The sequence below is a fragment of the Wolbachia endosymbiont (group B) of Melanostoma mellinum genome (assembly GCF_947251465.1).
Classification (GTDB): Bacteria; Pseudomonadota; Alphaproteobacteria; order Rickettsiales; family Anaplasmataceae; genus Wolbachia.
Genome location: NZ_OX366366.1, coordinates 1,600,561 through 1,613,308, shown reverse-complemented (window position 1 = coordinate 1,613,308; position 12,748 = coordinate 1,600,561). Strand labels below are relative to the sequence as shown.

The 12,748-nt window shown below is 32.9% G+C and carries 10 protein-coding genes and 1 pseudogene; 2 read left to right on the top strand and 9 right to left on the bottom strand.

The window, feature by feature from the left end:
- Positions 1-90: 90 nt before the first annotated feature.
- Positions 91-1,236, top strand: a complete 1,146-nt coding sequence (locus OPR42_RS07550; RefSeq protein WP_019236557.1) for an MFS transporter — start codon at positions 91-93, stop codon at positions 1,234-1,236.
- Between the two features lie 17 nt (positions 1,237-1,253).
- On the opposite strand, the gene OPR42_RS07545 is transcribed toward OPR42_RS07550, so the two are convergent.
- The 9 genes and pseudogenes from OPR42_RS07545 to wmk (OPR42_RS07505) all read right to left on the bottom strand — a co-directional run bounded on the left by OPR42_RS07545 (position 1,254) and on the right by wmk (OPR42_RS07505) (position 11,348).
- A complete protein-coding gene (locus OPR42_RS07545) occupies positions 1,254-2,561 on the bottom strand; it encodes a UDP-glucose dehydrogenase family protein (protein WP_019236556.1) in 1,308 nt (435 codons plus the stop codon).
- A 47-nt stretch (positions 2,562-2,608) separates the two neighbouring features.
- Positions 2,609-3,508 (bottom strand): DMT family transporter, encoded by a 900-nt coding sequence (locus tag OPR42_RS07540; RefSeq protein WP_264375757.1) that lies wholly within the window; start codon positions 3,506-3,508, stop codon positions 2,609-2,611.
- Between the two features lie 390 nt (positions 3,509-3,898).
- Positions 3,899-4,804, bottom strand: a complete 906-nt coding sequence (wmk, locus tag OPR42_RS07535; RefSeq protein ID WP_265041655.1) for a WO male-killing family protein Wmk — start codon at positions 4,802-4,804, stop codon at positions 3,899-3,901.
- Positions 4,805-4,829: 25 nt separating this feature from the next.
- Complete coding sequence (gene wmk, locus OPR42_RS07530; protein ID WP_265041654.1) at positions 4,830-5,738, bottom strand: WO male-killing family protein Wmk; 909 nt, start codon at positions 5,736-5,738, stop codon at positions 4,830-4,832.
- A gap of 65 nt (positions 5,739-5,803) precedes the next feature.
- A pseudogene (locus OPR42_RS07525) lies at positions 5,804-6,268 on the bottom strand (hypothetical protein); the annotation flags it as partial.
- Between the two features lie 92 nt (positions 6,269-6,360).
- Positions 6,361-8,115, bottom strand: a complete 1,755-nt coding sequence (locus tag OPR42_RS07520) for a reverse transcriptase domain-containing protein (RefSeq protein WP_214303292.1) — start codon at positions 8,113-8,115, stop codon at positions 6,361-6,363.
- 422 nt (positions 8,116-8,537) lie between these two features.
- The gene (locus OPR42_RS07515) at positions 8,538-9,293 is read right to left on the bottom strand and encodes a hypothetical protein (protein ID WP_265041652.1); all 756 of its coding nucleotides are present in this window, start codon (positions 9,291-9,293) and stop codon (positions 8,538-8,540) included.
- Between the two features lie 287 nt (positions 9,294-9,580).
- Entirely contained in the window at positions 9,581-10,249 is a 669-nt protein-coding gene (locus tag OPR42_RS07510) for a JAB domain-containing protein (RefSeq protein ID WP_264704329.1), read from the bottom strand.
- A 190-nt stretch (positions 10,250-10,439) separates the two neighbouring features.
- Complete coding sequence (wmk, locus tag OPR42_RS07505) at positions 10,440-11,348, bottom strand: WO male-killing family protein Wmk (RefSeq protein WP_265041412.1); 909 nt, start codon at positions 11,346-11,348, stop codon at positions 10,440-10,442.
- Between the two features lie 128 nt (positions 11,349-11,476).
- Here wmk (OPR42_RS07505) and OPR42_RS07500 point away from each other — a divergent pair, with 128 nt between their 5' ends.
- Positions 11,477-12,442: an Rpn family recombination-promoting nuclease/putative transposase gene (locus OPR42_RS07500; protein WP_265042241.1), complete on the top strand. Its 966-nt coding sequence runs from the start codon at positions 11,477-11,479 to the stop codon at positions 12,440-12,442.
- The last annotated feature ends 306 nt before the right edge of the window (positions 12,443-12,748 follow it).

Below are 12,748 nucleotides of genomic sequence, written 5' to 3'. Positions count from 1 at the left end.
TATAGTATTATGCTAGCATCTGCATAGAGCTATTTGGGAATAGGTGTGAACTTTGTCTTCTTTCAATATTTGCTATTCTTCTGTGGATATATGCTGCTTTATTTATCAAGACAAAGTATACCAATTGCTCTACCACTGTTAATAGATACTGACCATGTAAAATTAAGCTATTTTTTTGCCTGCTTTTCTTTTTTTTATGGAGTATCAAAATTCGTTAATGGAATAATCATGGACTCCAAAAATAATCCATTATTTATGTTTGGGCTATGCAATATTGCAACTGGATTATTAACCATTGGTATAACTTTATCATATAATAATCTAACTTTATTACTGTTAACATTAATATTATTAGCTTGGACACAAGGGTTAGGTTGGCCAGCTATTACCAAGTTTATGGTTACAAACTCTAGCATCTCTTCAATTGCATCATCATGGGGAGTTATGAGCGCATCTCAGCAACTTGGTTCTTGTATTACTTTAATTGTATTACCAAGTATAATTAAAATATATGATGCAAAAAGTGCATTTTTGTACTCTGGTCTCTTATGCTTACTTTTTGGAATTTATATAATATTAAAAGCATATTACAAAGAAAGTGCCAACTTTACTACCTATTATAAGGTGCAGAAATCTCAGATAGGTGTCAAAGTGAAAAGTTCCATATGGTTTCTATGTTGTGCTACTTTTTGTGCTTATATTATAAAAATGGGAATCTTCTTTTGGTTTCCTATAATTTTAAGGGATAAATTACAAATTTCTCTTGTACAATCCTCACTAATAACAGGCGTATATGATTTAGGTGGAATCCTTGGAACTTTAATCACAGGAAGAATTAGTGATATGTACTTTTTTCAAAATAGAAGCTTGCTGGCATTACTTTACATGTTGGGTATAGCACTCACTTTTATTGCAATGAACTTTGGCCAAAACATAATTCTTATGAACCTTGGTGCAATCTTATCAGGATTCTTTATATTTGGAGTTCAAGTACTGACAGGTGTTATAGCTGTAGAAATTGCTCCACAAAATAATGTATGTGCAATTGTAAGCTTAACAGGATTATTTGGGTATATTGCAAGTTCAATATTTTCATGTCTGCTCTTAGGAGTACTTGTTAAGCACTGTGGTAACAGTATTATGTTTTCATTTTTTTCCATTTGCTCTGTTGTTGCACTCGTTTGCTTTTCCATACTATCAAGCAAAGATCTTAAAAAACTAAGTAAAGCGGTGTAAAAAAAATTTCTCAACCGTTAAACTTTGTAGATAGATTTTTTACCCAAGGAATAAATATGGTAACCATATCTTAGTAATAGCTCGCTATCTAATAAATTACGGAAATCAAAAATATTAGGTGCAGCCATAATACTCTTTAAACTTGCAAAATCTTGATTTTTAAATTCTTTCCACTCCGTTAATAATAATAAGGCTTCCGCGTCTCTTGCAGCTCCTATAGCGCTGTCCGCGTACTCTATATCCTTTAGAACTTGCCTAGCATTATCCATCCCCATTGGATCATATGCAGTAATTTTAGCCTTGTTATTCACTAGCAATTTTGCAACGTCTATAGCTGGGCTATTTCTTACATCATCAGTACCAGACTTAAAAGTTAGCCCCCATATCGCTATTTTTTTATTTTGGACTCCATTTAATACATATTCTACCTTTTTAGCAATGTTTGTTATATGATTATAGTTAGATTCCTTAACTGAATTTAAAATTTGTAGCTTGACATTGTGATCTTCAGCAAGCCTTATTAAAGCTGACAAATCTTTAGGAAAACATGATCCTCCAAATCCTGGACCAGCTTTGAGAAATTCCTTACCTATTCTATGGTCCATTCCCATACTGTTAGCTAAAAGGTCAATGTCTGCTCCTAATAGCTCACATAAACCTGCCATCTCATTGATAAAAGCAACCTTTGTTGCTAGAAAAGCATTAGAAGCATATTTAATCATTTCAGCAGTAACTGTATCAGTGACTATTAACGGAATATTCTTATCTATAAATGATCTATATATAACTTCTAGTTTTGCCCTAGCTAGCTTAGTTTTTACTCCTATTATTATCCTATCTGGGTATAAAAAATCTGATACTGCAGAGCCTTGCTTGAGAAACTCTGGATTAACTCCCAAATCAAAGTTATAGCCCTTATTAGATAAATAATTATGTATATTTTCTGCAGTACCAGGAGGAATAGTTGACTTTATCACTATTAAGCAATCTTGATTAACCCTCTCAGAAACTTCACTTACTGCATTATATACATTCTTTAAATTTGCATTTCCTAGGGAGTCTGATGGAGTATCTACAGTTACAAATACTACTTCTGTATTGGGATTTATTTGAGAATACGAATCAAAAAATCTTATCCTTTGTGACTTTATATTATTCTCTAAATAATCTGCTAATCCAGGTTCATATAGAGGAATTTTCCCTGATTTCAAAAGTTCAATCTTCTCAGTATTTATGTCAATGCAATCAACTTTATGGCCCTGCTCCGATAACATTGTACCAGATACTAAGCCTACATACCCTACTCCTATAATAGTTATGTGCATTTTACTATCACCTTAAAAATGTAGCTTAGCATCTAAAATAAATACCATTAACAATTATAAACTTTTGTTGTTACATTATTTTTCTTAATTGCCTTACCTTCCGAATAAGCTATAAATAAGGTTGATGGTATTAATATCAAAGTACCATATAAAGCACTTTTATCAGGTAATTCATTAAATATAACGTATGTTACTATTGCAGAAATTATTAGCTCTATGTATCTATACGGTGCAAGTGCAGTAGCATCAGTAAGAGCAAAAGCTTTTAACATGAAGAACAGAATTAGGTTTGAACTTATTCCTAAAATCAGCAGTAATACTAACTCCAACAAGGAAGGCATATGCCAATAAAATAACAAAGGTGGAGTAGAAAAAATAGTTGTCGTTAGAGCTGAATAAAATAACATACTTATTACTGACTCTTTTATCACAAGTTTCTTATTAAGTATGTCTAATATAGCAAAGATTAACGCAGATACAATAAAAATAAGAATTTTAGGATTAAAATCTTCACTATGAGCTTTGGTAGTAATAGCAATACCAACAAAGCCAATAACAGTTACTATCCATCTTTGCCAAATTATATTTTCGTTTAGCAAAGGGATTGCAAGAAGTATAACAAATAATGGTATAGAAAAACTTATAATCGTTGCAGTTACTATGGGGAAAACAGTCAACCCGTAAGTCCATAAGGTCATTCCACAAAACAACAACCCACCCCTGGTTATTTGAGTAGATATTTGACTTGTTTTAAAAGTTTCTATTCCATAGTAAAACATAAAAGGTACAAGGGTAATAGTGGTAAACAGAAAGCGGAAAAAAATTATTTCAAAACTCTGAAGATGTAAACCAAGATATTTTGATATAGTATCATTAGCTACACTACTAAGTAAGCTAAGTATAAACCATCCAACTCCAAGTAAGTAAAACCTTAATTTGTGATTCATAAAGTTCTTACAAAAATTTCCACAACATAACTTGACTTTAAAAAGATTAACAATACAAAGGCTTTCTTCTACCTACTGTTTAACCATATTCATGAATATTTAGTAAAAAAAATATTATATAAAATTTGGCTTAATTGTATAGTTTTAATAGACTTGAAGGTAGAGATACTGACAGATTTGTTTTAATATATAATAATATTTGCAAATACAATCACAACTATCACCTTCACCTATGTGGATAATACCATAACTGAAAACATCCAATGCAAATTAGCAGCAAAACTTTACCTCAATTATGAAAATGCTTCAGTTGAATCAGCCAAACAATAAGTAAATTTTTAGAGATAAGTATATAACTACTTTCACTTATATATTATTTCTCAGCTGTTTTTAACACATTTCCAACTCATCAGCAGTTAGGCCACTTGCTCGCACAATAATATCAAGAGCAACACCTGCCTTTGCTAGATTTTTCGCAACTTTGATCTTTTCTATTTTTTTAACTTTTTTCTTGCCATTTTTCATACTTTCAGATAGGGATTTGACTAGTGATTCTTGTTCTCTGTACTCATCCATTAAACTCAATAGCTTTTTGCTTTCTCTTGTTTTAGGTAGCAGAACTTTAATATTCACTGATAATGCTCTTGCTATTTCATATAATTTATCAAATGAGATGGCAGTATATCCTTTTTCATATTCGTGTATTTCCTTGAGCGTTAAATCAACTTTATCCGCCAAATCTTTTTGAGTATATCTTCTTATCAACCTCCATTCTCTTATTCTTTGCCCTATTCTGTAATATATAGAATCAGTGTAAATTTCTTGTTCTGTATCATTATACTCGTAAATAGATAAGCCCGTTGCCTGCGAGATTATGTCAACTGAAACTCCTTCTTTCACTAGATTTTTTGCTATCTCTAATCTAGCCTCTTCTTGATTAATTTTTTCGCTAATATGAACAAACCTGACTAATGAAGGTACTATTTTGCCTAACTTTTGATTCTCGTATATTTTTGTTAGATAGAGTATTTCTTCGTCTTCATCTTCATACTCTCTTACTGTTATTGGTTTAGGTAACAGATCTACAGCATTAACTGACAATACTCTTGCTATTACATATAGTACTTCAATTGGAATAGGGCTATATCCATTTTCATAACTGTTTACTTCTTGGTATGTTAAACCTATTTCACTTGCTAATTCTATTTGAGTATGCCCTCGCATTAACCTGCTATTTTCTATTTTTTGTCCTATTTTATAACTTATAGAACTAATATCTCTTACAGAAACAAACATATATACCTTACTTAAAAACAAATTTTCATGCAATTTGATCAGCGGATAAGCCGATTATTTGCAAAATGATATCAATAGAAATTCCCCCTTTTACTAGATCTCTTGCAACTTTGATCCTTTCCGCTTTTCTCACTTTTTCTTCACAAATCCTTATACCTTCAAACAGAGATTCTCTTAATGCATTACGTAGTTCTTGGCTCTCAATTTCTTTGTATTCTTTTATTAAATCAGGTAGCTCATTTTCTACTATCTCATCTTCTTCTATGAGCAGATCTGTAATGCTAATCGATAATGCTTCTGCCATTTCATATAATTTATCAAGTGGAACAGCAGTCCTTCCTTGTTCATAGTTGCTTATTTCGTGACGTGTTGTATTCATTTTCTCTCCTAAATCTTTTTGAGTATACTCTCTCACTAGCCTCCATTCTTTTATCTTTTTTCCTATTTGGTAGTAGATAGAACCAACTTTTTCTTCAACACATTCATCAGCAGACAGACCAATTGTTTTTGCAACAATATCAACAGAAACTCCTGCTTTAACCAGACTCTTTGCAATTTTTATTTTTTCCGATTTTCTACTACTTTTCTCACTAACTTGGACAAATTTGGTTAGCAAACAAAACATCTTACGTAACTCCTGATCATTAATCTTTTTATATTCTCTTACTAGATCTAATATTTCTTCTCCCTCATCTTCAAGACAGATTTTTGATACAGGAATAAGATCCGTAATACTGATTGATAGTGCCTCAGCTATAGCATATAACCTTTCAATTGGAACTCTACGATTCCCTTTCTCATATTGCAGTATTGCCCAGTACTTTACACCAACCTTCTCTGCTAAATCCTTCTGAGTATACCCTCTCTCTAACCTCCAACTTTTTACTTTTTGTCCTACTTCATAATCTAGACTTTTTTCCACGCAAAAAACCATATATATAATATTTTCTACTATAGCTCAAAGGCTCCAGTAAACTCTGGAACCTTAAAATAAATGAATTAAAGTTCCCTAAAGGTTTCTTTACTACCTCCACATACCCTATCTACCCATGAAGACAATACTTCATCATTGCCAATCTCTTTTATAGCATACTTTTCACTCCATATGCCACATCTAGTGAAATTACCTTTCTCTACTGCTTCTTGAAGTTTCACTCCTCCAAAAAGGCAATTTTTTCCTATTTCTTCGCCTCTTTTTTGTAACTCAGCCCACATTTCCTTGTTTTCTACTCTCACTTGCACCTGATTTGCATCTTGGTACAATATGATATTTAGCTTGCCAGCGCTTGTAGGAAATTCTAATACAATAGAGCTTCCATCTGACATATCGGTATAGTTTCTTATACCTCCCTTCTCACTTTTAACCTCAACTGCATTATTACCAATTTTTAAAATATTACTTCCTAACTCTCTCAGTATTTTTGCTACCTCTACCTTGCTATTATCAGAAAATTCTATATAGTTATCTAAGTGGGAAAAGTCGCCTCTCCCCACTCGACTTCAGAACCGTACGTGAGACTTTCGCCTCATACGGCTCCTCTATAATTTGGTGCTTGTCATGCACACTTTCTATGTAATTCATCGTGACAATGTCCATGTAACAAGGATAAATTCTTTTTCATATTATTACGTCTGTTTCGGTCAATATGATGTGTTTCTAAGATATCATCATTTTTAAACCAAAGTTGACAATGACCACATTTACCTTGTTGTAACTTCAACAATTTTATTACTCTTGGTAGTTTATCTGGTATCTTCCTTAAACGATTACCCCAATAAACCCAATCGCCATCATATGGAGACTTGGTTCCTTTCACTTTGACATGCCTTTTAATAGCATGATCTCCGTGCTTAATAAGAAGAACTTTGTTATTTGTCATAAATCGCCAATTATCGTTTTTATACTTTTTAAAGTATTTATTTTTAATCCAGTATTTTCCTTTGGTTGGGTGCCTGTAGACTGCCCACTTCCAGATGTTTCTAAACATTACACTGTCAATAAACCTAAAGGTCTTGTTTGACACAACCGAAGAATAATATTTGCTCCACCCTCTAGTAATTGGGTTAAGCTGTCTTATTACTGTTTCTTGTGTTGATCCTCTTAATCCTCTAATCTTATGTTTTATAGTGAGTGTATGCTGTTTTCTGGATTCACGACTTGGTTTGACTAATAATTTATAACCCCTCTTATTATTTTTCGTAGAGTAATGCCTTATTGAGAAACCAAGAAAATTAAATCCTGGCTTTTCTCCATTTTGAGTATGAGAAATCTTTGTTTTTGAAGGTTTCAATTCTAGTCCAATGGTTTTGAGCCATTCTTCAACTATCATTTTTGCCTTCAGAATGATTTCCTTACTCTCATGTATGATGATAAAGTCATCTGCGTAGAAAATTACACTTAATGAGCTTTTTGCTTCTCTACTGCTTGCAACACCACATTTCATCTTCCTATATTGAAGAAGTTCACTCCATAACGTTTCTTTGATATATTGTTCTAATCCATTTAATGCAACACAAGCAAGTAACGGTGAGATCGTCCCTCCTTGAATTGTACCACGTTTTGTGGATTCAAATTTTCTGTTTTCCATTACTCCAGCTCTTAACCATCCTTTTATAATTCTTCTAAAGGTTGGTGTAGTGTTAAGTTTTTCCAACAGAGCATTTTGATTAATATTATCAAAACATCCAGAAATATCAGCATCTAAACAGTACGCTGTTTTCCAATTCAGTGAATTAAATATGGCTTCAATAGCATCATGACATGACCTACCAGGTCTAAAACCATACATGTTCGGTTCAAATCCTACCTCCCACTCTGGCTCTAGTGCCATTTTCATAAGTGTTTCTTTTGCCCTATCTGAGATAGTAAGTATACCAAGAGGGCGATATTCTATTGGTTTTCCAGGTTTTGGAATCCAAACACGTTTTGATGGTTTCGCTTTTTCTCTAACATTTAAAGAATATGCTAATTGCAATCTTTCTTTATGATTAAGATTTGCTTTTCCATCAATACCTGCAGTTTTCTTCCCTCTGTTATCTTGAGTTACTTTTCTGACAGCAAGTAGTTTTGCACTTATTGAATTGAGTAATAATCTTTGAAGTTTATGTACCTTCTTCTTATCATTACATATTGCAGCTTGGTAAATTCGCTTTTGTAGCTTAAATACAAATTTCTCAACTTTACGCCAAGGAATTGTATTCCATTCATACCTAACAAATTGTTGGTCTATAACATATTTACTACTATTCACCACTTTACCTTCCAAATTATAGTGTCCACGTCTGCATATCCCAAATATTACTTTGGGCATTAGCTTCTTGGACAATCCCTCCAATGTAAGTGCTTATGGCTGGCTGCCTACTTACATTCAAATGAATATAAGAGCACCTATATGGTTATCCCGTTTCACGATTTTGTTTCGTGTTAGACTTAGGTTCTTACTTTTTACCGGAAGCTGAGAACATCTATAATCAAAGACATCTAACTTTAATTCCTCGTATGCTTCATACCATTTTGGTCTATGCGTAAAACAACCTTAATTTCGCATATTCAATATAACGACAATTCAATCATAAGTTTCTCTCGTAACCATATCTAACTCTGTTTGCAGGAGTTTGCTATAAGGTTTAGCATTACCTGCTTTTATCTCATGCTTGCATCCTAAAGGTTGCCATTCTTTAAAATGTGAGACATACATTATCCCTGATGTCTAGGGAAGATGGAATCTAACCATCACAAAATCGCAACTTCGGGTCGCACAAACATCCTATTATCTATTTCCACGTCTTCTATGATTCCTTCATTTTCAATAGCACTTTCACCGATTTCTCTCAGTTCTTTAAGCCACTCATCTATCTGTGGACGAATCTCTTGATAGAGTTTGTTATGCATTTCACTTATTCCCTTATCCTGCAATAGATCGTAACTGAATATTGCTCCATTTAGCATCAATTCACATATTATATCTTCCTTCTCATTTTCTTTGCATTTGATCAAAGGCATTTTCGATATTACTGTATCAGCAAAACTCTTCTGCCCTTCGCTATACGCATTTATCCTGATTCCAGCACTTAGTGCTTGGTCTATAGTCTTGTTCAGTTCTTCTACGCTTTTTGCCTTTACCACTCTACTTTTAAACCACCTCAATTCTGCATTTTCACTTGCACTTGGCTCTATCTTGCTTAAAGATGGAATAAACGGATTTTGACGATTTGAAGATTTTTTGTTATAAACCTCACGTCCTTCTCCAAGATTGATTGATTTTTCAGAAACATCGCTAGGGGAAGGCACACCTTCAGGCTTCTCAAACCTGCTTTTATCATCAAATATTTTCGGATCAGTCTCGTCTAAAAGTATAAGCTGCTGATTTTTTTTGCTAGTACGCCTAATAGCACTATATAGTCCTTTTGGTAACTTTTTAGAATCAATGATTAACTCATAAGTATTTCCATCCATATCATCAAATGATACTGCTTTTTTAGTAGTCATATAACCTCTCATATTAAGCATATTATTCAAGTCTATAGAGCAATTTATTGCTTTATAATTAACTTAATACGCAAATTATAAAAAGATCTTGTATATTCTGCAACTATTTATAATAAAAGAATAGCTTTATCAGGACTTTTATTCTTTAACTACAACTTAATATACAAACTATACAAAGATCTTTTATATTTTGTAATTCTCCAATACAGATTCTTGACTAAGTCTTTTTGCTACTTGATTTTATATTTCATTGTGTAGCCAAACTTCTCAAGCAATTGAAATTTGGTTTATAACAGCTCTCTTTCCTTAAAACTGCAATATCCTTTGTCTGTCATAATAATGTGATCCTCTAACTCAATTCCCACTCCTTGACATGCTGATACTAATTCTCTAGTCATTACTTTATCATCTTCTGATGGTTCTAAACTCCCCCCTGGATGATTGTGAGATAATATTATCGATGCTGCTTCCATTGATAACGCCTTTTTTACCACTTTCCTTTCAGATAAGTGTACTTCATCTATTGTACCAAAATACACTTCATCTCTTATCAAACGGTTCTGCTTATCCAAATATATTATCAGGACAGCTTCTTTTGCTGAAAAGCCTATGTTTACCCTTACATACTCTATCAGCTTTTCTTGGCTATCCATTACAGGGCCTCTCTTTAACCCTTCTCTGAGTGCTCTTTTATAAGCTTCTTTAACACATTCAATTGCTGCGGCTGCATGTTCGGTCATTCCTTCTATCATTTTCAGATCATCGATTTCTCGTCCCAAAATTTCTCCTATTCCTGGGCAGTTATCCATTAGAGTTTTAGTAACATCTTGTGCTTGCTTTCTGTCGTGAACTGCTCCTAGAAGCACTGACACTATCTCACGATCAAATAGAGCACTTCCTCCTCCACTCTGTAATACTCTCTCTATTTCTTCTGTAAGTTTTTCACTATTATTCATAAAATATACTCCTCGTTAATAACAAATTGTTTTTAATTATTTACTGCTGTTTTTTTATCAGCATTGGCATAGAGCCATAGCTTCCGAGTGAAGTCAAATCAATTTTTAAATCTTTTTTACTTATTTTTTCATGAATAGGAAAAGATATTAATATATATATTTATTTTCAAGTTATGTAAAAAGGTTGTTGTTAATCAATTATTCTAGAAATAACATCAGTAGAAAAACCTAACTGAAGTAAATTATTTGTAACTTTCATTTCCTCTACTTTATCAATCTTCTCTTTGTAAATTTGCTTTCTTTGCAAGAAAAATTCTACCCATGTATCCAGCTCATCTCGTGATTCCTGATTGTCAATTTTTCTATATTCTCTTGCCAAACTTAATAATTCATTTTCTCCTTCACCATCTTTGCAATCATTTTCTTTATATTCCTTTATCAAATCTTCAACATCCACTGATAATTCTTTTGCTATTTCCCATAATCTTTCACTTAAAATGGTAACACTACCTTGTTCATAGTGATGTATCTGTGAGGGCCCTATATTAAGCTTTTTCGCTAATTCTTCTTGTGTATATCCTTTTATTATTCTCCACTTTTTTATCTCTTGTCCTCCGTTTTGCTCGTATCTCTCTTTATCAGCATATTCTTCCGTTGATAAGCCTGTTGCTCGATAGATAATGTCATTATCAAACCCTGCCTTAACTAGATTCCTTGCAATTCTTATTCTTGCTGCTTTTATATTACTTTCTTCCTCAGCTCGGATAGATTTGGTTAATGCATAAATTGCTTTGTGTCCTCCTGTTTTTTCTATAAAATTATACATTTCCTCGGTCTTAGCTTTCTCGAAACAACTACTTTCTTTTAGTACTTTTCGCCCAGGAAATAGATTTCTAATAGGAATTGATAACGCTTCTGCTATCACTTTTAGCCTTTCAATTGGAATGCCACATGTTCCTTGCTCATATCTTAGCAGCGTATGATAGTTTATGCCTGTTTTGCCTACTAAATCCTTCAGGGTATATTTTCTCTTTAATCTCCAGCTTCTTGCTCTTTGTGCTATTTGGTACCTTATGGAAACAGTAGTATACTTTGCCATACAGAAATAGATATTATATAGGTTAATACTACCAAATAAAGATATACAAAAACTTTTATGTTTGAATTTTAGTTGAATATTTCTTCAGAATTGTGTATAATTATTAATGCTTTCTAGGTTAATTTATCATGGCTCTTTCTAAGTTTCTCGATCCCAAGAATGATATATCGTTTAAGCGTATCTTTGGTACTGAAAAAAATAAAGATATCCTTATTCACTTTCTTAATGATATTCTTGGCTTCACTGGCAAAAGTACAATAAAGGATATAGAGTTTTTAAGTACTATTCAAGACCCTGATATTGCTTCTAAAAAACAAAGCATTGTTGATGTTCTCTGTAGAGATGAAAATGGGCTGCAAGTGATAGTCGAAATGCAGGTCGCTAAAACCAAAGGCTTTGAAAAACGTGCCCAATATTACGCAGCTAAAGCTTATTCAAGACAAGCTAGTAAGGGTGATCAATACCATGACCTTAAGGAAATTATCTTTATTGCTATAGCAGATTGTATTTTATTTCCTGATAAGTCTGAGTACAAATCAAAGCATACTATTCGCGATGAAAATACTAATGAACATGATTTAAAAGATTTTTACTTCATATTTATTGAGTTGCCTAAATTTCCAAAAACTAAAGAAGATCAGCTTTCAAGTATAGTTGAAAAATGGGTCTACTTCTTTAGATATGCAGACGAAACTAGTGAAGAAGAGCTAGAGAGAATAATAGGAAGTGATTTAATAATTAAAAGAGCATATGAAGAACTAAATAGGTTCAACTGGTCAGAAAAAGAATTTATTGCCTATGAACAAGAGATCAAGCGTATTCGTGATGAACAGGCTGTCCTTGCTCAAAAACTCGATGATGCTAAACATGAAGGCATCCAAATTGGAGAAGAGAAGGGCAAGAAAGAAGGCATCCAAATCGGCCATGAAAAAGGTAGAGCTGAAGGTAAGGAAGAGGGTATAGCAGAGGGTGAACAACAGACTAAAATAGCTGTGGCCAAAAACTCACTCAAGGCCGGTGTCTCTATAGATGTTATCGCTCAAATTACCGGTCTCTCTCATTCTGAAATTTCACAATTCAAAGAAAAAACATAATTATTCACTTCAACATTTATGAAAACCTTCTCTAAGTTCGACATATCACCTAATTAAGAATCTGGTGAACTATCTAAAACAGCTATGAAGATTGCACAAAGAATTATATAAATTACTATCATAACGTTACTCAAACTTCTATATCAAAGCTACGTGCTGTAAGTTCAATATGGAAAACACATTAACCACTTAGTATTTAATGTCTACTTCATCCATTTTAGTATTAAGACTATCAAACTTGCTACTGGTTTCCCTAATTATTTTGGCTACCCTCACTTTAAATTTTCCACTACTTGGCATATTATA